Origin of the sequence: Denitromonas iodatirespirans (genome assembly GCF_018524365.1) — a bacterium.
GTDB classification, from domain to species: Bacteria; Pseudomonadota; Gammaproteobacteria; order Burkholderiales; family Rhodocyclaceae; genus Nitrogeniibacter; species Nitrogeniibacter iodatirespirans.
The window spans coordinates 1-22,703 of sequence record NZ_JAEKFT010000040.1 but is presented as its reverse complement, the minus strand read 5'-3'; the positions used below and the strand labels follow the sequence as shown (position 1 = coordinate 22,703).

22 protein-coding genes and 1 pseudogene are annotated in these 22,703 nt (G+C 67.1%); 7 read left to right on the top strand and 16 right to left on the bottom strand.

The window, feature by feature from the left end:
• Positions 1-86 precede the first annotated feature (86 nt).
• Positions 87-1,979: a gamma-glutamyltransferase gene (ggt, locus tag I8J34_RS22015; protein WP_214363789.1), complete on the top strand. Its 1,893-nt coding sequence runs from the start codon at positions 87-89 to the stop codon at positions 1,977-1,979.
• A gap of 146 nt (positions 1,980-2,125) precedes the next feature.
• Here ggt and I8J34_RS22010 read toward each other — a convergent pair whose 3' ends face one another.
• From I8J34_RS22010 to I8J34_RS21990, 5 genes and pseudogenes are all read right to left on the bottom strand, one after another.
• Positions 2,126-3,028 carry an NAD(P)-dependent oxidoreductase gene (locus tag I8J34_RS22010; RefSeq protein ID WP_214363788.1) on the bottom strand — a complete coding sequence of 301 codons (903 nt, stop codon included), beginning with the start codon at positions 3,026-3,028 and terminating at the stop codon, positions 2,126-2,128.
• Between the two features lie 47 nt (positions 3,029-3,075).
• The gene (locus I8J34_RS22005) at positions 3,076-3,474 is read right to left on the bottom strand and encodes a tautomerase family protein (protein WP_214363787.1); all 399 of its coding nucleotides are present in this window, start codon (positions 3,472-3,474) and stop codon (positions 3,076-3,078) included.
• A 22-nt stretch (positions 3,475-3,496) separates the two neighbouring features.
• Positions 3,497-3,754, bottom strand: coding sequence for a VOC family protein (locus I8J34_RS24730; protein WP_230411958.1), 258 nt, complete (start codon positions 3,752-3,754; stop codon positions 3,497-3,499).
• Positions 3,755-4,029: 275 nt separating this feature from the next.
• Positions 4,030-4,170: pseudogene (locus tag I8J34_RS25315) on the bottom strand (VOC family protein); the annotation flags it as partial.
• A 4-nt stretch (positions 4,171-4,174) separates the two neighbouring features.
• Positions 4,175-4,594 carry a tautomerase family protein gene (locus I8J34_RS21990; protein ID WP_214363785.1) on the bottom strand — a complete coding sequence of 140 codons (420 nt, stop codon included), beginning with the start codon at positions 4,592-4,594 and terminating at the stop codon, positions 4,175-4,177.
• 132 nt (positions 4,595-4,726) lie between these two features.
• On the opposite strand from I8J34_RS21990, the gene I8J34_RS21985 reads away from it, so the two are divergent.
• The gene (locus I8J34_RS21985) at positions 4,727-5,647 is read left to right on the top strand and encodes a LysR family transcriptional regulator (protein ID WP_214363784.1); all 921 of its coding nucleotides are present in this window, start codon (positions 4,727-4,729) and stop codon (positions 5,645-5,647) included.
• Positions 5,648-5,705: 58 nt separating this feature from the next.
• Entirely contained in the window at positions 5,706-6,872 is a 1,167-nt protein-coding gene (locus I8J34_RS21980) for an AAA family ATPase (RefSeq protein ID WP_214363783.1), read from the top strand.
• A gap of 9 nt (positions 6,873-6,881) precedes the next feature.
• On the opposite strand, the gene I8J34_RS21975 is transcribed toward I8J34_RS21980, so the two are convergent.
• Together I8J34_RS21975 and I8J34_RS21970 are read right to left on the bottom strand one after the other, a co-directional pair.
• Positions 6,882-7,715 (bottom strand): PhzF family phenazine biosynthesis protein, encoded by an 834-nt coding sequence (locus tag I8J34_RS21975; RefSeq protein ID WP_214363782.1) that lies wholly within the window; start codon positions 7,713-7,715, stop codon positions 6,882-6,884.
• A 120-nt stretch (positions 7,716-7,835) separates the two neighbouring features.
• The gene (locus tag I8J34_RS21970; RefSeq protein ID WP_214363781.1) at positions 7,836-8,762 is read right to left on the bottom strand and encodes a LysR substrate-binding domain-containing protein; all 927 of its coding nucleotides are present in this window, start codon (positions 8,760-8,762) and stop codon (positions 7,836-7,838) included.
• A gap of 103 nt (positions 8,763-8,865) precedes the next feature.
• Between I8J34_RS21970 and I8J34_RS21965 the strand changes: the two genes are divergently transcribed.
• Entirely contained in the window at positions 8,866-9,804 is a 939-nt protein-coding gene (locus I8J34_RS21965) for a PhzF family phenazine biosynthesis protein (protein ID WP_214363780.1), read from the top strand.
• Between the two features lie 75 nt (positions 9,805-9,879).
• Here the strand turns inward: I8J34_RS21965 and I8J34_RS21960 are convergent, their stop codons facing one another.
• From I8J34_RS21960 to I8J34_RS21940, 5 genes are all read right to left on the bottom strand, one after another.
• Positions 9,880-11,313 carry an alanine/glycine:cation symporter family protein gene (locus tag I8J34_RS21960; RefSeq protein ID WP_214363779.1) on the bottom strand — a complete coding sequence of 478 codons (1,434 nt, stop codon included), beginning with the start codon at positions 11,311-11,313 and terminating at the stop codon, positions 9,880-9,882.
• Between the two features lie 153 nt (positions 11,314-11,466).
• Positions 11,467-12,768: a Glu/Leu/Phe/Val family dehydrogenase gene (locus I8J34_RS21955; RefSeq protein ID WP_214363778.1), complete on the bottom strand. Its 1,302-nt coding sequence runs from the start codon at positions 12,766-12,768 to the stop codon at positions 11,467-11,469.
• 173 nt (positions 12,769-12,941) lie between these two features.
• On the bottom strand, positions 12,942-13,889 hold the full coding sequence (locus I8J34_RS21950) for a glutaminase (protein ID WP_214363777.1): 948 nt from the start codon (positions 13,887-13,889) through the stop codon (positions 12,942-12,944).
• 3 nt (positions 13,890-13,892) lie between these two features.
• Positions 13,893-15,215 (bottom strand): DUF3422 family protein, encoded by a 1,323-nt coding sequence (locus tag I8J34_RS21945; protein ID WP_230411957.1) that lies wholly within the window; start codon positions 15,213-15,215, stop codon positions 13,893-13,895.
• Positions 15,216-15,226: 11 nt separating this feature from the next.
• The gene (locus I8J34_RS21940) at positions 15,227-15,415 is read right to left on the bottom strand and encodes a hypothetical protein (RefSeq protein WP_214363776.1); all 189 of its coding nucleotides are present in this window, start codon (positions 15,413-15,415) and stop codon (positions 15,227-15,229) included.
• A 168-nt stretch (positions 15,416-15,583) separates the two neighbouring features.
• Here I8J34_RS21940 and gcvA point away from each other — a divergent pair, with 168 nt between their 5' ends.
• Together gcvA and I8J34_RS21930 are read left to right on the top strand one after the other, a co-directional pair.
• Positions 15,584-16,507: a transcriptional regulator GcvA gene (gene gcvA, locus I8J34_RS21935; protein ID WP_214363775.1), complete on the top strand. Its 924-nt coding sequence runs from the start codon at positions 15,584-15,586 to the stop codon at positions 16,505-16,507.
• 152 nt (positions 16,508-16,659) lie between these two features.
• The gene (locus tag I8J34_RS21930; RefSeq protein ID WP_214363774.1) at positions 16,660-17,682 is read left to right on the top strand and encodes a formylglycine-generating enzyme family protein; all 1,023 of its coding nucleotides are present in this window, start codon (positions 16,660-16,662) and stop codon (positions 17,680-17,682) included.
• Here the strand turns inward: I8J34_RS21930 and I8J34_RS21925 are convergent.
• Genes I8J34_RS21925 through I8J34_RS21915 form a run of 3 tightly spaced genes read right to left on the bottom strand, consistent with a single transcriptional unit; the run spans position 17,679 to position 21,035 of the window.
• On the bottom strand, positions 17,679-18,296 hold the full coding sequence (locus tag I8J34_RS21925) for a hypothetical protein (RefSeq protein WP_214363773.1): 618 nt from the start codon (positions 18,294-18,296) through the stop codon (positions 17,679-17,681). The two genes, I8J34_RS21930 and I8J34_RS21925, sit on opposite strands and share 4 nt — an antisense overlap.
• Entirely contained in the window at positions 18,238-19,686 is a 1,449-nt protein-coding gene (locus tag I8J34_RS21920) for a hypothetical protein (RefSeq protein WP_214363772.1), read from the bottom strand. Before I8J34_RS21920 ends, I8J34_RS21925 begins: the two co-directional genes overlap by 59 nt.
• A gap of 5 nt (positions 19,687-19,691) precedes the next feature.
• Entirely contained in the window at positions 19,692-21,035 is a 1,344-nt protein-coding gene (locus I8J34_RS21915; protein ID WP_230411956.1) for a DUF2345 domain-containing protein, read from the bottom strand.
• Between the two features lie 287 nt (positions 21,036-21,322).
• Here I8J34_RS21915 and I8J34_RS21910 point away from each other — a divergent pair, with 287 nt between their 5' ends.
• The gene (locus tag I8J34_RS21910) at positions 21,323-22,480 is read left to right on the top strand and encodes a formylglycine-generating enzyme family protein (RefSeq protein WP_214363770.1); all 1,158 of its coding nucleotides are present in this window, start codon (positions 21,323-21,325) and stop codon (positions 22,478-22,480) included.
• Positions 22,481-22,483: 3 nt separating this feature from the next.
• On the opposite strand, the gene I8J34_RS21905 is transcribed toward I8J34_RS21910, so the two are convergent.
• The coding region (locus I8J34_RS21905; RefSeq protein WP_214363769.1) for a hypothetical protein at positions 22,484-22,703 on the bottom strand (220 nt) is incomplete at its 5' end.

The following is a 22,703-nucleotide window of genomic DNA, read 5'->3' as shown; positions in this document are numbered from 1 at the left end:
GGACACCGGAGGATCGCTCGACTAACTTTCTTCGTATGGAATGAATGTCATGTTCATTCCTATTTCTCATACGGAGGATAGGCGCCATGCACGAGTCACCGTTGAACCCCATTCCCTGGTCGAAGCGACCGTCTTTCAAGGCCCGTCTGGTTGGCGTGATCGCCACGGCGGGCCTTGTGTTGTCGGCCGTGCCGGCCGGCGCCCAAGCCCTGGCGCAAGCGGTCGAGAAAGACCGCGAGATGATCGTCACGGCCAACCCGCTGGCCAGTGCGGCGGGCGCCAAAGTGTTGAAAAACGGCGGTACGGCGGCGGATGCCATGGTGGCGGCGCAGGCGGTGCTCGGCCTGGTGGAACCGCAGGCGAGCGGCATCGGGGGCGGTGCGTTCGTGGTGTATTACGACGCGGCCACGCGCACGACGACGACTTTCGACGGCCGCGAGAAGGCACCGGCCGCCGCCACGGAAGACCGCTTTGCCGGGCTGGGCTTCACCACGGCTTGGCAGAGCGGCCTGTCGGTGGGGGTGCCGGGCACGCCTCGCATCATGGAAGTGGTGCACGAGCGCTATGGCCGCCTGCCGTGGCCGCGGCTGTTTCAGCCGGCGATCAGCCTGGCGCAGCGCGGCTTCAAGCTGACGGAGCGCACCTCCAGCCAGGTGGCGGGGCTGCTGGCGGCCAACCCGTCATGCAGCAACCGGATCTTCTTCCGCGATCCGGTGGCCTTTGCCTACTTCGCCAACCCGGATTGCACCGCCAAGCCGGCCGGCACGCTGATCCGCAACAAGGACTACGCGCACACCCTCAAGATGATGCGCCGCGGCGCCGACGCCTTCTACCATGGCGATATCGCCGCCGACATCGCCGCTGCGGTGCAGGGCGACCTGGCCATTCCCGGCGACATGACGGTGGCCGATCTGGCCAACTACGAGGTGATCGAGCGTGCGCCGGTGTGCTTCGAGTACCGCGGCCACAACGTGTGCGGCATGGGGCCGCCCTCCTCCGGCGCGCTGGCGGTGGGGCAGATCCTGGGCATTCTGGAGAACTTCGATCTGACCGGCGATCCGCTCGATGAGCGCAATGTGCACCTGTTTGCCGAGGCCGGCCGGCTGGCCTTTGCCGACCGCGGGCTGTATGTGGGCGACACCGACTTCGTCACCGTGCCGGTCGAGGGCATGCTCGACAAAACCTACCTCGCCAGCCGCGCCGCGCTGATCGGCGAGCAGGACATGGGCACCGCCGCACCGGGCACGCCCCCGGGCAACTTCGACCCGAGCGCGCCGGACAACCGGGCCAAGCTCAGCGGCACCAGCCATATCTCGATCGTCGACCGCTACGGCAACGCCTTGTCGATGACCACCACCATCGAGAGCTCCTTCGGCAACGGGGTGATGGTGCGCGGCTTCCTGCTCAACAACGAGCTGACGGACTTCTCGTTCAGCCCGGAGAGCAACGGCATGCCGGTGGCCAACCGGGTGCAGCCCAACAAGCGGCCGCGCAGTTCGATGTCGCCGAGCATCGTGTTCGACGATCAGGGCCGGGTCGAGCTGGTCACCGGCTCGCCGGGCGGCTCGCGCATCATCGGCTACACGGCGCAATCGATCGTCAATCACATCGACTTCGGCCTCGATCCGCAGGAATCGATCAACACCCCGCACTACCAGAACCGCAACGGGTCGACCGAGATCGAGCGCACCATTGCCGGCATCACCCTCCCCTACGACGCCGACGCGCTGGCCGCGCAGCTGCAGGCGCGTGGCCATCCGGTGAACGTGGCCGACCGGCTCGAAAGCGGGCTGTCGATCATCCATGTGGTGCATCAGGACAAGCATCGTCCCCCGTACGGCAAGGGCCCTCATTGGAAGCACGGCCACCCGGGCAAACCGTGGCACCACGGCTACCCGTGGCATCCCGGCAAGAAGGATGGCATCCTCCTGATCGGTGGCGCCGACAAGCGCCGTGATGGCACGGTGGACGGCCGCTGAGGCGGGGGCGCCGCGTAGGGTCGGCGTCAGCCGACCTTGGCGGCTTGAAACCCGCCCCACACGGTGACGACACCGGAAGCGTAAAAAAGACCGGCAGCTCCACCTGCCGGTCTTTTCACATCCGCCACCCCGCGCGGGGGCGGGGCTTACCTCAGCCGGCGGATCAGGCTGGAGGTGTCCCAGCGGTTGCCGCCCATGGTCTGCACGTCGGCATAGAACTGGTCGACCAGCGCCGTCACCGGCAGGCGGGCGCCGTTGCGGCGGGCCTCGTCGAGCACCAGGCCGAGGTCCTTGCGCATCCAGTCCACCGCAAAGCCGAAGTCGAACTTGTCGTCCACCATGGTGGTGCCGCGGTTGTCCATCTGCCAGCTCTGCGCGGCGCCCTTGCCGATGACGTCCAGCACCTGCTTCATGTCCAGCCCGGCCTTCTGGCCGAAGGCGATGGCCTCGGCCAGACCCTGCACCAGCCCGGCGATGGCGATCTGGTTGACCATTTTGGCCAGCTGCCCGGCACCGCTCTCGCCCAGCCGGGTGAAGGCGCGGGCAAAGGCCATGGCCACCGGCTTGACGGTGTCGAAGGCGGCCGCGTTGCCGCCGCACATCACGGTCAGCATGCCGTTCTGCGCGCCGGCCTGGCCGCCGGACACCGGCGCGTCGATGAACTGCAGGCCCAGCGCCTCGGCGGCGGCCGACAGCTCGCGCGCCACATCGGCCGAGGCCGTGGTGTGGTCGACGAAGATGGCGCCCCGCTTCATGCCGGCGAAGGCGCCGTCGGGGCCGAGGGTGACGGCGCGCAGGTCGTCGTCGTTGCCGACGCAGCAAAACACGATGTCGGCATCGCGGGCAGCCTCGGCCGGCGTGGGCTCCGAGGCGCCGCCGAACTCGGCCACCCAGGCGTCGGCCTTGGCGGGGCTGCGGTTGTAGACCGTCACCGCATGGCCGGCGCGCGCCAGGTGGCCGGCCATGGGCAGGCCCATGACGCCGAGGCCGAGAAAGGCGGTTCGGGCGGCGGAGGCCGCCTCATAGGTTTTTGCGTTGATCGAAGACATGGGCATTTCTCGATGGAGAGGGAATGGATGGCATGACCGGGATGACGCTACCGGGAAGCGCTCGCCGGCACGTACTGAGCGACGCCGTTGCCGAACGACCAGTTCTCGCGCGCCGACTCCACCAGATGGATGATGACGTCGCGGGCGCTGATGTCGGTACGGGCCTCGACCTGAGCCGCAATCCTAGCGTAGAGCGCCTGCTTCATGTCCACCGTGCGCCCCGGCGCGCAGACGATCTGCACGAACACCACCCGCGCCGAATGCCGGATGCCAAGATATTCCTCGGCGCACACGATGTCGCCCGCGGCATGGCGATCGATGATCTGGAAGCGGTCGTCGGGCGGCACGTTGAAGGTGTCGACCAGCGCCTGATGAACGACGTCGGAAAGAATCTGCGCGACCTGCGGCGAGGTCGCCTCGGAAAGGTTGATGCGAACGAGCGGCATGAGCGTCTCCTTGCGTGTCGGGTTACGGCTTCTCGATCAGTTCGATGCGATAGCCGTCGGGGTCTTCGATGAAGGCGATGTGTTCGTCGGCGTCATGGGCCATGGGGCCGGGCGGCCGGGGGATGGGCACCCCGGCCAGCGCCAGCGCGCGGCAGGTGGCGGCCAGGTCGGGCACCGCGATGGCGATGTGGCCGTAGGCCGTGCCGAGGGTGTAAGTCGGCCGATCCCAGTTCCAGGTCAGCTCCAGCACCGCGCCCTCGGCTTCGTCGGCATAGCCCACGAAGGCAAGGGCGTGCTCACTGTAGATCCATCGGTTCCGCTCGCCTGCCTTGGTGCCCAGTGCAAGGCGCGCCGACGCGGCCTGGGTGGCCCCCAGGCGAGGAGGCGCAACGCAGCAATGGGCACCAAGGCAGGCGAGCCCTTCGGGTTGGGTCCGAATGCGCCCGCTACCGCGTTGCGCTCCTTGCTCAGGGGGCCACCCTGAGCGGCGTCGCGCGCCTTGTATCGGACGCATTCGGGCCCAACGGAACCGATGGATCTACAGTGAGCACGCCCTACCGTGAAGCGTCCATCTGGGTAGTCGCAGCGGCGCAGCAGCCGCATACCCAGCACCTCGGTGTAGAAGGCGATCGAACGCGTCAGATCGCCCACCCGGAGCATGGTGTGCAGCAGCCGGTAGGCCGCCACCCTTGCCATGCTCTCAGGCCGCCGCGGCAATCGCCGCGCCCAGCGCTTCGTTGGTGTAGGCCTTGCCGCCGATGCCCCAGGTGCCGTCGACGGTGTAGGTCACATTCACGAAGGTACGCGCCCGCGGATGGTCGCCGGCCTTGAGGCGGTCGATGATGTCGGTCACCGCGTCGACGAAGGCGGCCTTCACCGATTGCTCGGGAAAGGTCATGGCCGGGATCTTGACCTCCACCACCGCCAGCGACTGCGCCTGCCCGCCGGCGTAGCTCGTGCCCTCGGGGTAGATGTCCACATGGCCGATCACCACCGGTGCAAGAAATGCATTACCGCGCAGACCATGCACTGCGAGCAGGGCGTCGGCCACCTGGGGAAACACCTCGCGCTCGCCCTGCGGCGTGAGCAGGCCCTGGCTGAGTTGGATTGAGATGGGCATCGTTTGTATTCCTTGTGTTGTGCGGATTGAGCAGCTTCGGGATGTCGATGTCGACGCCGCGAACTGTGCCGCATCCCCACCCCGCCCGAAACCGCTTGCCTCACACAAGGCTTGTGCAGAAAATGCACAACCATGAACCAACTCAGCCTGGATGACTTTTCGCTCTTCATCGAGATCGCCGCGGCCGGCTCGCTGTCCACCGTCGCCCGCGCGCGCAACGTGGTGCCCAGCCGCATCTCCCGCGCACTGGCGCGCATCGAGGCCGAATGCGCGCTGCGCCTGGTACACCGGAGCACCCACGGCCTCTCGCTGACGGACGACGGCGCGCTGTTTCTCGACCATGCACGGCGGGTGGTCGAGGCACAGCGGCAGCTGCAGGACGAACTGAGCGACCGCAGCCGCTCGGTCAGCGGCCGGGTGTGCATCGGCGTCGGCCAGTTGCTGGCCGAGCATGTGCTGATTCCCCAGCTCGCCCGCCTGCGCGTCATGCACCCACGGCTGTCGGTCGACCTGCATATCGACGACCGCATGGCCAGCCTGGCCGGGGAAGGCATCGACATCGCCGTGCGCGCCGGCGTGCCGCCGGCCGACACGATGATCGTGCGGCCATTGGGCACGCATGGCCGCGCCCTGTACGCGGCCCCGGGCTACCTCGACACACACGGCACCCCGCGCACGCCGGCCGATCTCGACGACCACACGCTGATCAGCAATCTCGCCGCACCCCAGCACAACCGCTGGGCGTTCGTGATTGACGGTGCGCCGCTCACACGGGAGGTGGACGGGCAGGTGCGTGCCAACAGCAGCGCCGCCGTGGTGTCGCTGGCGCTGGCCGGCGCAGGCATCGCCCGGCTCAACGATGTGCTGGCGACAGCGATGGTTGCGCAAGGCCGGCTCCGGCCGGTGCTCGGCAGCTACATGGCGCCGAGCCGTCATCCGATCTACGCGGCCATCCTCGCCGAGCGCGACCGGGCCCCCAAGATCCGCGCCACCATGGACTTCCTGCAGCGCTGTTTTTCAGACTTCATGGGTGAAGCGGCGCACGCGCCCTGATCCGCCGGGGTCGTCAGCGCATCGGCATATACTGCGGCTTTTCGACCCGGCGCGCCCCATGCTCAACACTCTCGCCATTGCCGGCTATCGCTCCCTGCGTGACCTGGTCGTACCGCTGACCCGGCTGACCGTGGTCACCGGCGCCAACGGCAGCGGCAAGTCCAGCCTCTACCGCGCACTGCGCCTGCTCGCCGACACGGCACAGGGGCAGCTGGTGACCTCCCTGGCGCGCGAGGGCGGCGTGCAGTCGACGCTCTGGGCCGGCCCGGAGCGCATGGCCGCCTCGGTGCTGCGCGGCGAGCATCCGGTGCAGGGCACGACGCGCAAACATCCGGTGAGCCTGCGCCTGGGCTTTGCGACCGACGATTTCGGCTACGCGGTCGATCTGGGTTTTCCGGCGCCGAGCCGCTCGGCGTTCACGCTCGACCCGGCGATCAAGCGCGAGAGCCTGTGGAACGGCCCGGTGTTGCGCCCCGCCTCGCAGCTGGTCGAGCGCCACGGCCCGCTGGTGCGGATCCGCCGCGACTCGGGCGACTGGGACACAATCGATCAGCACCTGTCGGCCTTCGACAGCATGATGGCGCAATGCGCCGACCCGAAGAACGCGCCTGAGATGTGGGTGTTGCGCGAACGCATCCGCGCCTGGCGCTTCTACGACCACTTTCGCGCAGACGCCGACGCCCCCGCCCGCCAGCCCCAGGTAGGCACCTATACGCCGGTGCTCGGCCATGACGGCGCCGATCTGGCCGCGGCGCTGCAGACCATCCGCGAGATCGGCGATGCCGAGCGGCTCGACCGCGCCGTCGACGACGCCTTCCCCGGCGCCAGCCTGGACATCTCGCAAAGCGAGGATGGGCGCTTCGAAACACGCATGCAGCAACACGGGCTGCTGCGCCCGCTGCGCGCGGCCGAGCTGTCCGACGGCACGCTGCGCTATCTCTTGCTGATCGCCGCCCTGCTCACGCCGCGCCCGCCCGAACTGCTGGTCCTCAACGAGCCGGAAACCAGTCTGCACCCCGATCTGCTGCCGGCGCTGGGCCGGCTGATCGTGCAAGCCAGCGGGCACACGCAGATCATCGTGGTCTCGCATGCCTCGCGGCTCATCGCCACGCTGGAGTCGCAGCCCGCGTGCCAGTCCATCGTGCTGCACAAGGTGCTGGGCGAGACCCGCATCGAAAACGCCAATGACCGCGAAGGGCCGGCCTGGGTCTGGCCCAAACGCTGAGCGCGACGCTCAGTCAGCCATCTGTCGCGCCATGCCATACACCCGGATCGCGCTGCCCGGCTCAGGCGGGATGTCGGCCGACAACAAAGACCGCATGCCCATGTCTTCGCCCTGCACCACGTCGATATGCCCCTGGTGCGGCCAGCCGATGTCGCGCAGATAGCCGGCCAGCGCGGCCGTGGCGGCGCCGGTGGCCGGGTCTTCGTACACCCCGCCGGTGGCGAAGGGGTTGCGGGTGTGGAAGCGCTGCGGCCCCTCGGCCCAGGCCAGCACCACCGTGCCGAAGCCGTTGTCGATCATGAAGCGCCGGCCGGCATCGAGCTCGTAGCGCATGGCGGCCAGGGCGGCGCGGTCCTTGAGCGCCAGCAGCAAATGGTCGATGCCGCCGTGGATGCGGGCAGGCGGCAGGCGCGGGTCGAGATCGGAGCGGCGATAGCCGAACAGGTCGAGCGCGGCGTCGACCGCGGCCTCATCGACCGGCGCGCTGCGCGTCGGCGGTGACTGCAGGGCGGCCCGAATGACACCGCCTTCGCGCGCGCCTTCGACGGTGATGTCCGCCTGCTTGAGCGCCAGCGCGAACACGCCGTCGCCCTGGCGCAGCGCCAGCGCCGCGCCGAGCGCGATGGTGGCATGGCCGCAGAACAGCACCTCGGCTTCGGGCGAGTAGTAGCGAACGCGCCACCCCTCGCCCTCTGGGGCGGCGAACACCGTTTCGGAAAACCCCACTTCGGCGGCGATGCGCTGCATATCGGCCGCCGGCGGCAGGGTGTCGGCGATCAGCACGCCGGCGGGGTTGCCGCCGGTGTCGCCATCGGAAAAAGCGGCAATCTTGAGGATGTCCATCGCAGGGTCTCGGCAGGGAGCAAACCCCTAAGATAGCGGCGCGGCGCCGGAAGAGCCCGGTACAAAGCGGTCGGCGACAAGGCCGAGGTGGCTGGCTGGCGCGGCAGACTCCGCCCGCGCTCAGCCCGCCGCCAGCGTATGGGCGATACCGCGTTCGAGCCAACGCATCAGGCGGTTCATCGACTCGGTATCCGCCGACTCGTAGCGCGTCACCAGCCAGTAGTCCGAGGCCGAGGGCGCCGACGGCCCCACCGGCACCAGCAGGCCGAGGCGGATGTCGTCCTCGATCAGCAGGCTGCGCCCCAGGGCGACGCCCAGGCCGCCGATGGCCGCCTGCAGCATCAGGTCGGCACGGTCGAAGTACATCGGCGCCGGGCCGTCGATGGGCCCGCCACCGCTCGCGACCAGGTAGTCGGCCCAGCTGAAGCGGGTGCCGTCCTGCTCGCCGCGGCGGTCGGCGAGGCGGCCGAGCCCGATAAGCGATGCGCCTTCCGCCGACACGCCGGCATGGCGCAGGTAGGCCGGGCTGGCGACCGGCTGGAGCCGGCAGCGCGCCAGCCGCTGCGCATGGTGCCCCGGATAGGGGCCGGGGCCGAAGCGGATGGCCGCGTCGATCTGGCCCTGGTCGAGCGCGGCGAGGTCTTCGCGCACCTCGAGCGACAGGTCGAGGCCGTCGCGCCGCGCGTCGGCCAGGCGCGGCACCAGCCATTTCATGGCCAGCGAGGAAGGCACCGACAGGCGGATCGCCCCGCCGCTGCGCAGCTCGCGAGCCGCCGCCAGCGCCTGTGCCAGGTCGGCGCTGGCGCGGCCGGCGGCCTGGCACAGCAGGGTGCCGGCACGGGTCGGCGTCACCCGCCGGGTGGTGCGTTCGAAGAGCGTAAAACCGAGCGCCGCTTCGAGCGCCCGCACGCGATGGCTGACGGCGCTCTGGTCGATCCCGAGACGCTCGGCGGCGCGCGAAAAACTACCGGCCTCATAGACCTCGGCCAGCAGGTCGAGCGCCTGGAGCAGTTTGCCCAGCGACGGATCGCGCGGCGATTGATTCATGAGAATTCCTCATGCACTGATGCTACGGGATGGCTAGGTGGCGGCCACCACGAGGCGTAACGTTGTCCCATGTTTTCAAGCCACTGAAACACGGGAGTCAATCATGAAAAAGCATGAACCGGACACCGGACTGATGCAACAAGTCCATATCGTCAGTGCCTTCGTGCATGAGGGCGCGGGCGGCAACCCGGCCGGCGTGGTGCTCGACGCCGACGACCTCGACGAGGCGCGCATGCAGGCCATCGCCGCTGAGGTCGGCCTGTCGGAGACGGCCTTCGTCTCGCGCTCGGCCACCGAGGGCGTGAAGCTCGACTTTTTCACGCCCAAGCGCCGCATCGCGCATTGCGGCCATGCCACGATCGCCACCTTCACCTTGCTGCATGCCCTCGGGCGGGTGAGCGATGGCGAGACGTCGAAGGAAACCGTCGACGGCCCGCGCCGCATCGTGCTGGCCGACGGGGCGGCCTATATGGAACAGCTGGCGCCGCGCTATCGCCCCGCGGCGGACTGGGCCCCGGCGGGCGTGACCCTGCCGCAGGTGCTCGCCTCGCTCGGCCTCGCGGCGCATCAACTCGATCCGCGCTTTGCGCCGCAGGTGGTCAGCACCGGCAACGGTTTCCTGCTGGTGGGCGTCAGGCGCGGCGAGGATCTGGCCGGCCTGCGGCTCGACGTCGACGCCATCGCCGACATCACCGAGCGCCTCGACCTGATCGGCTACTACGTGTTCACCGTCGATCGCGCCGCCACCGCGGCCGACGCCACGGCGCGCATGTTCATGCCGCGCTACGGCGTCGATGAAGAGAGCGCCACCGGCATGGCCGCCGGGCCGCTGGCCTGCGTGCTCTACGACTTTTTCGCGCACGGGCAGGCGCATGTGGTGATCGAGCAGGGGCGCTTCATGGCGCCGCCCTCGCCGAGCCGCATCGATGTCACCCTGGCCATCGACGGCGGGCGAATCCGCGGCCTGATGGCCGGCGGCCGCGGCCTGCGCACCGGCGTGCGCACGCTGGCCCGCTCGCCGAGCGCCGAGGCAAACGCCTGACACCCGGTCCACACCGACAAAACGCCGCCGGCGAAGACTCGCGGGCGGCGTTCTGCCGGCTTGGCGGGCGATCGCTTACTTGCGGTCGACCCAGAAATGGGCGTTGCGGATGCCGAGCTTTTCAGGGTCGAAGATCGGATCCTTGCCCGCCTTCTTCTGCTGCTCGTAGTCCTTGAGCGCCAGCAGTGCGGGTTTCTGGATGATCAGGATGGCGATGATGTTGAGCCAGGCCATGATCCCCACGCCCACGTCGCCCAGGTCCCACGCAGCGCCGGCACTCTTGACCGAGCCGTATGTCACCGCCGCCATGACGGCGATCTTGAGCGCGAAGTACAGCCACGGCCGGTGCACCTTGCGGTTGATGTAGGCCAGGTTGGTTTCCGCCATGTAGTAATAGGCGACGATGGTGGTGAAGGCGAAGAAGAACAGCGCCAGCGCCACGAAGGTGGAGCCGAAGCCGGGCATCACCGACTCGACCGCCGCCTGGGTGTAGCCGGGGCCGGCATCCATGCCCGGCAGGCCGTTGACCAGCATCGCGCCGTCGGGGCCCTGGACGTTGTACATGCCGGTCGACAGCAGCATGAAGGCGGTCGCCGAGCACACGAAGAGCGTGTCGATATACACAGAGAAGGCCTGCACATAGCCCTGCTTGGCCGGGTGCGACACCTCGGCCGCGGCGGCCGGGTGCGGGCCGGAACCCTGGCCGGCCTCGTTGGAATACACGCCGCGCTTGACGCCCCACTGCACTGCCAGACCGAGCACCGCGCCGAAGCCGGCCTCGAGGCCGAAGGCGCTCTTGAAGATCAGCGCGATCATGTCCGGCACCCGCTCGATGTTGAGGAACACGATCACCAGCGCCACCAGGATATAGGCCAGCGCCATGAAGGGCACCACGATCTCGGCGAACAGGGCGATGCGCTTGACGCCGCCGAAGATGATGAAGCCGAGCACCACCACGATGATCGCCGCGCTGACCGCCGGCGACACGCCCCAGGCCGTCTGAAGGCCGGAGGCGATGCTGTTGGCCTGTACGCCGGGCATCAGCAGGCCCATGGCGATGGCGGTCGACAGCGCGAAGATCCAGGCGTACCACTTCTGCCCCATGCACTTCTCGATGTAGTAGGCCGGGCCGCCGCGATACATGCCCTCGTCGTCGCGCTCCTTGTAGATCTGCGCCAGGGTGGATTCGACGAAGGCGGTCGAGGCGCCGAGGAAGGCGACGGTCCACATCCAGAAGATCGCGCCGGGGCCACCGAAGGTGATGGCGGTGGCCACGCCGGCGATGTTGCCGGTGCCGACCCGGCCCGACAGCGACATGGTCAGCGCCTGGAAGGACGACACGCCGGACGGCGAGCTCTTGCCGCTGAAGGTGAGGCGGATCATTTCATTGAAACCGCGCACCTGCATGAAACGGGTGCGCACCGAAAAATACAAGCCGGTGCCCAGGCACAGGTAGATCAGGGCCGGGCTCCAGATGATGCCGTTGAGCATGCTGACGAATTCGTTCATTGCCATTCCTCCTCGAAGCGGGCGTTCGTGCGCCCGCGCTTTTTTCTTGGCAGCCGCGACAGGGGCCGCGCAGGGCCGCTGCGCTGGGGAGGGCGCAGCGGGTGTGCAAAAAAAGGGCCGGGGCATCCGCAGAGGGATGCCCCGGCCGGTTGCTCAGGGGTAGAGGCCGCGCTCGGCGCGCGCTTCGAGCACACGATGGCAGGCGATGATGAAGGCCGCCGTGCGCAGCGACACCTGCTTGTCCTGCGACACCTGCCAGATGGCATCGAAGGCCTGCACCATGATGCGTTCGAGGCGGGCGTTGATCTCGTCTTCGGTCCAGAAGAAGCTGGAGAAGTCTTGCACCCACTCGAAGTACGACACGGTCACGCCGCCGGCATTGGCCAGCACGTCGGGCACCACCAGAATGCCGCGGTCGGTGAGGATGTCGTCGGCCGCCGGGGTGGTCGGCCCGTTGGCCCCTTCGACCACCACGCGGGCGCGCATGCGCTCGGCGCGCGCGGCGGTGATCTGCCCTTCGAGCGCGGCGGGGATCATGAACTCGCACGGCAGGGCCCAGAAGTCCTCGATGCCGACCGGCTCGGCGCCGGCAAAACCGAGCAGCGCGCCATGCGCGGCCACATGCGCCAGCGCGGCGGGGATGTCGATGCCGCCTTCGTTGAGCCAGGTGCCGGAGTGGTCGCCGATGGCGATCACCTTGGCGCCGGCCTCGTGGAACAGCCGCGCGCCGATGCCGCCGACGTTGCCGAAGCCCTGCACCACCACGCGCGCCCCTTCGATGGGCAGATGCAGGCGCCGGCCGGCTTCGCGGGCGGTGATGTACACGCCGCGGCCGGTGGCTTCCTGGCGGCCCAGGCTGCCGCCCAGCGCGATCGGTTTGCCGGTGACCACACCGGTGGCGGTGCCGCCGCGGTTCATCGAGTAGGTGTCCATCATCACCGCCATGGTCATGGCGTTGGTGCCCACGTCGGGCGCGGGGATGTCGCGGTCCGGGCCAATGATCAGGCCGATCTCGGAGGTGAAGCGGCGCGTGATGCGCTGCAGTTCGCCCTTGCTGACGCTCGCCGGGTCGACCCGGATGCCGCCCTTGGCGCCGCCGAAGGGCAGGCCGACGGCGGCGTTCTTGACCGTCATCCAGCCGGCCAGCGCCATCACCTCGTTGAGGGTGACGGCCGGGTGGAAGCGGATGCCGCCCTTGCCCGGCCCGCGCGACAGGTTGTGCTGCACGCGGTAGCCCTCGTAGTGCGCCACGGTGCCGTCGTCGCGCTCGATCGGCACATCGACGATCAGCGTGCGCTTGGGATGCTTGAGGGTTTCGATCCAGCGCTCCAGCTCGCCCAGGTAGGGGCGCACGCGTTCGATCTGCTCGACGAAGCTGGCCCAGGGCTCGGGCGCATGGGGGTTGAGGTAGGACAGCCCGCCGACCGCGGCGGTGAGATCCATGGGGTGATTCATGCAGGTGTGCTCCGGTGAAAAGACGGAGCATTGTGGCCACCGGCGCATGTCGCATGGATGCACATGGCGCATCGGGTTATGCATATGGTGCATAGTCGGAGGCGGGCGCACAAACACAAAAACCGTGCCGGCACGAAGCCTTGGCACGGTGTCGGAAACGCCCCCGGCGACGGCTAGAAGATCGACTTCTGCGTCAGCGTGGTGAGCGTTTCGAGCGCCAGCGAACCGGCCAGCGAATTGCCCGAGGTCTCCAGCGCCGGCGACCACACGCAGATGCCGCACTCGCCAGGGACCAGCGCCACGATGCCGCCGCCCACGCCGCTCTTGGCCGGCAGGCCGACACGGAAGGCGAAGTCGCCCGCCGCGTCATAGGTGCCGCAGGTGAGCATCAGGGCGTTGAGCCGCTTGGTCGGGCTGACGCCGAGCACCCGCTCGCCGGTGGCGGCGACGCAGCCGTGGTTGGCCAGCAGGGTCATGGCGCGCGCCAGGTCGACACAGCTCATCTCGATCGCGCACTGCCCGCAATAGGCCTCGAGCACCGCCGGCACCGGGCTGTGCAGATTGCCGAAGCTCTTCATCAGATGCGCCATGGCCGCGTTGCGATCCGAGCAGCCCAACTCCGACAGCGCCATGCGCCGGTCGAGATTGAGCCCCGGGTTGCCCGACAGCTTGCGCAGGAATTCGAGCACCGCGTTGGCCGGCACCGCGAAGCGCTGGCACAGGATGTCGGTGATCACCAGCGCGCCGGCGTTGATGAAGGGGTTGCGCGGCTTGCCGTGCTCGTATTCGAGCTGCACCAGCGAGTTGAAGGCCGAGCCCGAGGGCTCGCGCCCGACACGGGTCCACAGCGCATCGCCTTCGGCGGAGAGCGCCAGGATCAGGGCGAAGAGCTTGGAGATGCTCTGGATCGAAAACGGCTGGCGCGCCGCGCCGATCTCGAACACCTGGCCGTCGAGCCCGACGATGGCCATGCCGAACTGGTCCGGGCGCACCCGCGCCAGCTCGGGAATGTAGTCGGCCACCCGGCCCTGCCCGAGGATGGGCGTGACCTGCGCCAGAATGGCGTCGAGCGCGGCGGCGTAATCGGCCGGGCCGGCCGCCTCGGGGGGTGCCAGCGTCATCGCTCAGCCCCCCTGAACGGCCGTTTGGCCATGCAGGCGATGCCGCAGCCGGCGCAGGCCGAACCAAGTGGCCCCGAGCACCAGCGGCAACACCACGCCGATCAGGCCGTCGACATTCAGCCCGGCCCCCCAGCCCTTGACCGCCTTGAGCCCGTAAGCCGCCAGGCCGACGCCGTAATAGGACACCGCCACCACCGACAGCCCCTCGACCGCCTGCTGCAGGCGCAGCTGCATCGCGGCGCTGTGGCTCAGGCGTTCGAGCACGCGCTGGTTCTGGCCTTCCTGGGCAATGCTGACACGGGTGCGCAGCAAGTCGTTGGAGCGGCTGATCTTGTTGGCCAGCGCCTCTTGGCGCGCCGCCACCGACACACAGGTGTCCATCGCCGGTGCCAGACGCCGCGCCATGAATTCGCCGAGCGTGGGCACGCCTTCGATGCGCCGCTCGCGCAGCTCGCCGATGCGGTCGCGCACGATGCGGTAGTAGGCCTGCGCGGCGCCGAAGCGGTAGCCGCTGTCGAAGGACATCGAGCGCACCCGGGCGGCCAGGCGCGAGATGTCCTGCAGCAGCTGCGCCTCGTCGGCGCCGTCGTCCGCCGCCTGCATCTGCAGGCCGAGCCGGGTCACGTCGGCTTCGATGGCGGTCAGGCGCGAGGCATGGTCGCGCGCCAGCGGCAGCGCCAGGAGCGCCATCAGGGTGTAGGTTTCGATTTCGCAGATGCGCTGCACGATGCGCCCGAGCTGCATCTCGCGCAGGCCGGTGTCGCGCAGCAAGAAGCGCGAGAAGCCGTCGGGGCCGACCTGCAGGTCGGTCCATAGCTCGCCACCGGCCAGCACCCGGCTGCCGACCAGCAGCGGCGCCGGGAAGATCCGGCGCAGGCGCGGGTTGTCCAGCTCGTAGGCCTCGCCCTGCTCGGCCAGGATGTGCGAGGCGACGATGATCTGCCCCGACAGCGCTTCGAGCCAGTCGCGCGGCACATGGCGCATCGGCGTTTCGGCGAAGGCCTCGCCCGACACACCCTGCTCGATGAAGCTGAAGGTGCAGAACTCGGTGTGGCACTCCCACTTGAGGCGGAAGGCGCCGAAGTCATGGAAGAAGTGCTGCGCCCCCGGCTGCGGCCCGGCCACGCCGAAGCGCGCGCACAGACTGGCCAGGATGCGCTCGTCGGGCACGCCGCCGTGCGCGCCATGGATGGCCAGGTGCGACACACAGGCCGGCGCGCTCAGGCGGACGAAGGGCCGCGCATGCAACTCGGCGGCGAGCGTCAGACGCAGCGGGTGATTCAAGCCGGCGGCCAGGACCGTCCGCTCGGGCATGTCGAGGACCACGGCGTCTCCGATCAGTTGTAGCCCAGGTCCACCACCCGGTCGAGCTCGGCCGACTCGGTACGCACGGGCAGCGGCACCACGGTGCTGCGCGCGGCCGGCTGCGGCGTGCGCGGTGCTGCGGCTTGCGGCATGTGGGCCGGACGGAAGGCATTGGAAGGAACGGACTGGCTGGCCTGCATGATCTGTGTCTCCGGTTTCAATCGTCGGCGGGGGCGAATACCCCCATTCAATACCGGCAAGCCTGCGAACGAACGAAACCTTTCGTCACAACAACGACTTGCCTCCTTTGGCGGGCGCCATTCTCACGACTGGGCAAGGCTTTATCAAACGAAATACACTACAGAGAACATTACTTTGAGGAATGATCCATGCGCCGGCGTGTTCCGAGCATCGAATCCTTGTCGGCCTTCGAGGCCTCGGCCCGTCATCTGAGCTTCACCCGCGCGGCGGACGCCCTGTCGCTGACGCAGAGCGCGGTGTTCAAACAGGTGGCGGTGCTGGAGGACTACCTCGGCGTGCGCCTGTTCAACCGCATCAAGAAACGCATCTCGCTGACCGAGGCCGGGCAGGTCTATCTGCGCCAGGTGTCGGACGGGCTCGACCGCCTCGAACGCGACACGGTGGCCATCATGACCCACCGCGGCGAGGGCGACGTGCTCGAACTGGCGGTGATCCCGACCTTCGCCACCCGCTGGCTGATCCCCCGCCTGCCCGACTTCCAGCGCCAGCACCCGGGCATCACGGTCAACCTCACCACCCGCGCCCAGCCCTTTCTGTTTACCGATACCGGCTTCGACGCGGCGGTGCACTTCGGCTCGGCGCAGTGGCCGGGCGCGGTCAGCAGCTACCTGTTCGACGAAGAAATGATCCCGGTCATGGCCCCGGCCATGCTGCAGCAGCGCCCCTGCCCCGAGCCGGCGGCACTCGCCGCCTTTCCGCTGCTGCACCAGTCGGCGCGCCACCATGCCTGGCGGCGCTGGTTCGAAGTGGCCGGCGTGAGCGGCGTGGAGGCCATCGGCGGGCCGCGCTTCGAGCTCTTCTCGATGCTTGCCGAGGCGGCCCGCGCCGGCCTCGGCGTGGCGCTGGTGCCGCGCTTTCTGGTGCAGAGTGAACTGGCCTCGGGCGAGCTGGTCGCGCCCTTCGAGATCGCCCTCACCGGCGATCTGGCCTATTACCTCACCTGCCCCGAAAACCGCCAGGACCGCGCCGCCCTGCAGCACTTCTCGCACTGGCTGATCGAACAGGCCGACGCCTACCGCGCCAGCCTGTCGGGCGAGCCGGCCAGCACCTGACCCCGGATGCGTGGATGCGCTGCCGATGCGGTTGCCGGGGGCGTCTTCGTGGCCCTGGCCGTTCCTCGTACGCCTTCTCGATTCGCTTGCACACCTCCAGTTCATGCCATCGTTATAATTCACAGCTGACTTACCGATCAAGAGCTTTGCCGATGTCATCACCAGACCCTTCCCACCCCGGGACATTTCTTCGCAAATCCATCTTGGGCGGATTGTTTGCCTCAATCCTCGCCGCCTGCAGCACCGGCGCGCCCGAGTCGCTCACGCCCGAGCAACAGGCGCGGGTCGATGCGTTGGTCGACAAGACCCTCAAGCACATGAGCCACATCCCGGCCGGGGGCTTCTGGCTGGGCGACCCCGGCCAGTTGATGACCGACGAATTGAAGGAAAGTGGCGCGGTGCTCGGCCCCGACGCAAAGCTCGGTGACAACCCGCCCTTCACACTCGGCACGGACAACAAACCACCGCGCTGGGTGACGCTCGATGCCTTCTCCATGGCGCAGTACAAGGTGACGTATGGAGAATTCGATGTGTTTGTGACGGCGAACGGGTTGCCCGCGCATCCGCCGGAGGGAGATGAAATCTGGAATCGTATCTGGCGACGAGCGCGCCAGTCGGACGACATTCCTGCCGGCGTGACTTGGCAGCAGGCGAAGGATTATTGCCAGTGGATGGGTAAAGTCACAGGGCTCCCGTTCGATCTACCGACCGAGGCGCAGTGGGAGTACGCGGCCAGCGCGGGGCGTAAAACCTACCATGAGCCCTATCCGACCGATACGGGGCTGATTAAAGAGGGGCACAACCATCCGACCTACAAGCAAATTGAAGAGATGCGTGGGCGAGGCATCCTCTACCCTGTCGGCCGCTTTCCGCCCTCCAAACTAGGGCTCTATGACCTCGCCGGAGATGGCTTCGACTGGGTCAATGACTGGTATGTCCCGGACGCTTACCAAACCATGACTGATACGCACAACCCAAAGGGGCCTGCCAACGGAACTGAGAAAGTGATGCGCGGGAAGGCGCCAAACGACAGCATGACGTTTTCAGGTTTTCCTCACGTCGACCGGCACCATTCGACCCCCGATGAAAGAATCGTCGCAGATGAGCCGTTTCCTTTTGTATTCGAGAGCTTCCGCTGCGCCGTCAATCAGCCCGATCCAGTCCAACCCCGCTAAACAACCACCTCGGTCTTCGCCCGTATCTGCGCAAAGTACTCGGGCGACTCCTCGAACTGCGCATTCAGCCAGAACTGGTGGGTCGTGTTGAGTACCACCGGGTAGCCCTTCGGCGGCGTCTCCGGCAGCCCCGTGTACAAGTTCCACAGATTCTGGTCGTACTCACTGTCGCCCGGCCCGATCTCCATGAAGTTGATCAGGTGCGTCATATTGGTGTTGAAATCGCCTTTCTCGCCCTCCGGGTGCATGTGCTGAACCGTGTTGTTGAACTGGCTTCGACACTGCTGCCATTCGAGAATCTGCATGATGGCGCGCTTGCGGCGCCCCAACACTTCCCAGCCTTCCGAGTTCTCCCACAGAAACGCTGACTTGGTGAGTTTGCCATGGCGACTGAGCTCCCAGAGCAGGATACCGTGGGCTTCCGGGGTGCAATGACGCAGGATATCCGGGCTGGCTAGCACTTTTTCCATCAGAGTAATCCTGTCTGCCTCTCGGCCGAACGATTCTTGAAACCGCAGCCACCGGGTTTCCAACTGCTCGTAAGCCTTCTCAACCTCATTCACCATCAACACCTGCAACCGCATCGCCGCCTTGTACGCTCGTTCGGTCACCACCTCCACGAACTCGAACCCCGCATTGAGCAATGCATGGAAGAACCACTGCAGGAAGCTGGCGATCTGGTTCAGGTCCACTTCCAGCCCCAACTCGCCTTTGGCACCTGGCCCGAAACACAAGCCGGCCTTCACCTTGAAGCGGAACCGTCCATCCCGATAATCCAGCACCAATGACGCCGCCGCCCCGGCGCCGAACATCACATCCAGCTTCGGCCCGACCTTGGCGATGTCCTCGAATTGCTGGTTGTTCTCCGGGCTCTTGTACTGCATCGCGCCGCTCACTTCGCCGCCGACCTTGATGCCGGCGAACAGGTCCGCGCGCGCCCTTGACGCTGGGCTTTCCGGTCAGCGCCGAGTAGTCGACTTCGACCGACAGCTCGGCGGCCACGCTGGCGCCCACCGCCCCCTCAACCTTGAGGCTACCGGCCAGCCGGATGGCGCCGATGTGGAACGGCGCTCCGCTCTTGGCGCCGACCATGGCCAGCACCCAGCCGTGCTCACTCGGCGCGAAGCCTTCGGTCTTGCATTCGCCATGGGCCAACATCAGTTCCGCGCTGCCGTTGAGCTTGCCGGACATCTTCCCTTCGAGCGGTTTCCACTCACCGCCCGCGCCACAACCGGCGAAGTAACGGAACAGGCTGATTTCGGACTTGAAACGCGCCGGCAGCGCTTCGCTGGCCTTCTGGTTCAAGGTGTCGGCCCAGGCTTGCAGGTTCGGGAACAGGTAGCCGGCATCGTGTACCTTGAACCACTCGTTCTTGATCGTGGCGTCCAGTTGTCCGAACTGCTCACGCAGTTTGCTGGTGTCGATCCTTCCCTCGCGGATGAAGCTCGCATCCTGCCCGGCGGCGGAATCTGCCTTGCCGAGCTTGTATTCCCGCCAGTGGTTCTTCATCTTGTCGGAGCGCACATAGGTCCATTTGCGGCCCCACTCCCGGGGTGCGCCGCCGCCCTTGCGACGTGCCAGCGGGATCAGCTCGACGAGCTCCTTGCCATCGCCTTTGGATGACAGATAGCCGGTGTCGCCCAGGTGCTTCTTGATGTCCTCGTATACGGCGTCGTATTGCTTGCGTGCATCGGTGATCCGCTCCTTGAGAACGGCAAGCCGTTCGAGAGAGGGCTGCTGGACATTGGCCGCCGCGTCGAACTGTTCCCCCAGGTCGAGCATCTCCTGGCGCGCCTCGGCGAGCCGCTGTGCCAGCGACTTCATCCGGTTGGCTTCCTCGTGAAACGCGACGGCGTGCTCCCGAGGAATCTCGATCAGACGGTTGCGGGCCGGATCGAACAACAGCAACGCTTCGTCGATGTTGGCGAACACATTCACGATGGAGTCCTTGCGCGTGTTCGTGCGCGCCTCTCCCAGGACTTGGGCGGTGCTGGTTTCAGTCATGGTGGTCAGTCATCGTCGGCAACGATCTTGAGTTTTTCGGCTTTGGAAGCTTTGACGCGAGGGGTCATACCCTCCCCGTCGGTCATGCCGCGCGCGAGGATTTGCCCGCTTTCGTCTTCGATACGGTAGTTGAAGTGCCGAAGCGGCTCACCGGTCGCTTCGTTGCTGACGCGGAATCGTTCGTCGAACACCCGCCGCGTGTAATCCGTAATCGCCGGGTCGCCCCCCTTGGGGAATCTAAGCCCCGTCACCGACGCGCTGGCCGGCCCGGTCAGATTCTTCATGCTCGCCTTGAGCTTGACCGGCCCCGGGGCGTGCAGGCTGATGTTGCCGCCTTCGATCTTCAGATAGGCGCCGCCGGCGGTGGCCAGGAGGTGGGTTTTGGCGCTGGCGTGGATGCTGGCGCTAGTGCTGGCGAGAGTGACGGTCTTGTCGGCGGCGGCGCGCAGTTGGCCGCTTTGGGCTTGCACGCTGACTTTGCCGCTGGCCGCGTGCAGGGCGATGCCGGTTTCTTGGTTGGGTTTGCTGCCACCCGCCTTGCCGACGGTAAACAGCGCAAGACCGCCTCTGACGGCGAGGCTGTGGTTGCCTTGGGCGACGAGGCCGATGTCTTGGCCGGCGCTGAGGCTGAGGGTTTTGCCGGCGACGAGGATGGCGCTGGCGGGGGTGAGCTGGGCGATGCCGCCGGGGGCGCTGTAGTGCAGGCGCGGGGCGGACCAGGCGGGGACGGTGCCCTCGCCGCCCTGGATGGCGATGAAGCCGCCAGTGTTGGAATCGCCGGTCGGCGCCGCCCCGCCGGTGACGGAGGCGGTGGCGCCCATCACCTTGACGGCCGCCTGCAGGGCGGCGCTGGCGGGGAGGTCTCGCGCGGCCGGGTCGCCGGCGAGGGCGGCGTTCTGTTTGGCGGCGACGTCGGCCAGGGCCGTGGTGAGGGCGTGGGCGTCTTCGGTCTGGCGGATGGGTTCCGCGCTGTCGAGGTGGGCGCCGCGGGCGCCGGGGCGTGCGTCGGCGCTGATGAGCAGGCCGCTGCCGGCGCGCACGGCGGCGGCGGCGCGGGTGGCCAGTTCGGCGCCGTGGCCGCGGTCTTTGAGCCGGGCGTTGTCCTGCTGTTGCTTGAGGTGGCCCAGGTGCAGGGCACTGGCGTATTCGGTGGTGCCGAGGCTGATGCGCGGCTCGCCGGGGGTGTCGTCGAAGATCAGTTGGTTGTAGCCGCCGCTGCCGCCGCGACTGGCGGACAGTTGCTGGCTTTTGAGGCCGGAGAGGCTGGCGTTGTGGCGGTGGGCCGGGTCTTGCCGGCCGGCGAACAGGGCGGGGGCGTTGGCGCCCGGGCCGGAGCATGAGACGCTCACGCACGGACGTTCCTTACACACCGACCGACCGCCAGGAAAATTCTGGGACGGACGCTGTACCGCTGCCGTTTGAACTGGACGAACGGGATTCTGCGACCTCGCCCGGTCGCGCCACCCGCTGCACTGCGTCTCATCGGCGGTATCAACGATGAAAGGCCGGCGGGAACCGCTCATCCCCGCTTGGCGGACGAAACGACATCGACACACCCCGAGATAGCTTCTCGTCATATTCATCGCGATGCCCCGGTTATAATCCAGTTCCCCGTTTCCCGATGACGTGAATCTCGATGTCACCTCCCTTCAAGATCACCGCTTTGTTCGCCGCTCTTGCCTTTCTTGGCACCGGCTGCGCCACCGCCGGACCACAAGCCTTTGTTTACGAGCCGTTTGTGCCGGAGGGGAAACCCTTCCCCAAAGGTGTGGAGCGGCCGGATCTGGCGCTACCGTTGCCCCCAGGAGCCATCGACCGCTCACCCGCCGGAAATCCAAAGAACACCAGGCAACTCTTCGTAGACCCCGCGTTCATCAAACAGGCCCTTGATACGCCGTCACCCGAGCCATGGGTGTGGGAGCGCTTTTACGAATTTTTCAGCTGGTCCGAAGACGATGTGGAACAGGAGTTCTGGAAAGTGTTTCGGGAGCATCTTCGCCGCGGCGGACCGCCCAACGAGAAGGAACTGGCGGCCTTCATCGACCATGTGAAGAAGAACATGGTGTTCGTCGAAGGCGGCAGCTTCTGGTTCGGAGACTGGGGCGCACGCGAAGGGCAGCCCGGCCCGGTCACCGGCGACGACAACAACAAACCGCCGCAGTATGTGACGGTGAGCAGCTTTTCGATTTACCGGACGCAGGTGACGTATGGCGACTATGACGTCTATTCGCGGGCGAGGAACGGAAAGTTCATGGGTGAGGGAGAATCTTATGAAATCAAGTTCCGCTTTCCCAACTACCCAATTCTAAGCGCGCGTTGGGATGAAGCTAAAGGCTACTGTCAGTGGCTAGCAAAGCTTACGGGCGAACCATTTGATCTACCAACCGAAACTCAATGGGAATATGCCGCCAGAGACGGCGGCAAAGAAGTCTATTTCGCCGGCCCATTCCCCTTTGGTGACACACCGATGCGTGATCACTTGGAGAACCACGGACGGAGGCTGTCTGCATCGGAACTCACGTCTCGCCCGGTCGGATCGTACGGAACCGGTTTGCTAGGCATCGCGGATATGGTGGGCTACGAGCGTGAGTGGGTGAACGACTGGTATGCACCTGATATTTTTGGTCGGGATCACGCTGTCGATCCCCGTGGCCCTGTCTCAGGGAGCGAACGAGTCGTTCGATTCGGCTCTTCCGGTATGTTCGAAACCGCTGTATCGAGACGCGGAGAAGACCCCGACGAAGAGTTTATCGGCTTCCGTTGCGCGCTGAACCGGCTCTCCCCGTGGCGTTAGTCGTCATACCCAAGTACCGTGCGCCCACCATGCCCTCTCGTTCCAGGCCACATGCACCCCATCTTGCAACTGATAGGCAAGCTCGGTGTTGCGCACCAAACGATGGCCCGACGTCGGGGCATCCTTGAGCCGAGCATCCAGCGCGGCAACCTGCACCTCGCCGAGCATGCGGCTCACGAAGGTCTTGGCTTGAGCGGTATCTGCCACCTTGCTGAAATCCACC

Excerpts from the sequence above, each read along its gene's own strand:
- ggt (WP_214363789.1), top strand. The coding sequence starts at position 87 with ATGCACGAGTCACCGTTGAACCCCATTCCCTGGTCGAAGCGACCGTCT.
- I8J34_RS22010 (WP_214363788.1), bottom strand. The coding sequence starts at position 3,028 with ATGTCTTCGATCAACGCAAAAACCTATGAGGCGGCCTCCGCCGCCCGA.
- I8J34_RS22005 (WP_214363787.1), bottom strand. The coding sequence starts at position 3,474 with ATGCCGCTCGTTCGCATCAACCTTTCCGAGGCGACCTCGCCGCAGGTC.
- I8J34_RS21990 (WP_214363785.1), bottom strand. The coding sequence starts at position 4,594 with ATGCCCATCTCAATCCAACTCAGCCAGGGCCTGCTCACGCCGCAGGGC.
- I8J34_RS21985 (WP_214363784.1), top strand. The coding sequence starts at position 4,727 with ATGAACCAACTCAGCCTGGATGACTTTTCGCTCTTCATCGAGATCGCC.
- I8J34_RS21980 (WP_214363783.1), top strand. The coding sequence starts at position 5,706 with ATGCTCAACACTCTCGCCATTGCCGGCTATCGCTCCCTGCGTGACCTG.
- I8J34_RS21975 (WP_214363782.1), bottom strand. The coding sequence starts at position 7,715 with ATGGACATCCTCAAGATTGCCGCTTTTTCCGATGGCGACACCGGCGGC.
- I8J34_RS21970 (WP_214363781.1), bottom strand. The coding sequence starts at position 8,762 with ATGAATCAATCGCCGCGCGATCCGTCGCTGGGCAAACTGCTCCAGGCG.
- I8J34_RS21965 (WP_214363780.1), top strand. The coding sequence starts at position 8,866 with ATGAAAAAGCATGAACCGGACACCGGACTGATGCAACAAGTCCATATC.
- I8J34_RS21960 (WP_214363779.1), bottom strand. The coding sequence starts at position 11,313 with ATGAACGAATTCGTCAGCATGCTCAACGGCATCATCTGGAGCCCGGCC.
- I8J34_RS21955 (WP_214363778.1), bottom strand. The coding sequence starts at position 12,768 with ATGAATCACCCCATGGATCTCACCGCCGCGGTCGGCGGGCTGTCCTAC.
- I8J34_RS21950 (WP_214363777.1), bottom strand. The coding sequence starts at position 13,889 with ATGACGCTGGCACCCCCCGAGGCGGCCGGCCCGGCCGATTACGCCGCC.
- gcvA (WP_214363775.1), top strand. The coding sequence starts at position 15,584 with ATGCGCCGGCGTGTTCCGAGCATCGAATCCTTGTCGGCCTTCGAGGCC.
- I8J34_RS21930 (WP_214363774.1), top strand. The coding sequence starts at position 16,660 with ATGTCATCACCAGACCCTTCCCACCCCGGGACATTTCTTCGCAAATCC.
- I8J34_RS21920 (WP_214363772.1), bottom strand. The coding sequence starts at position 19,686 with ATGACTGAAACCAGCACCGCCCAAGTCCTGGGAGAGGCGCGCACGAAC.
- I8J34_RS21910 (WP_214363770.1), top strand. The coding sequence starts at position 21,323 with ATGTCACCTCCCTTCAAGATCACCGCTTTGTTCGCCGCTCTTGCCTTT.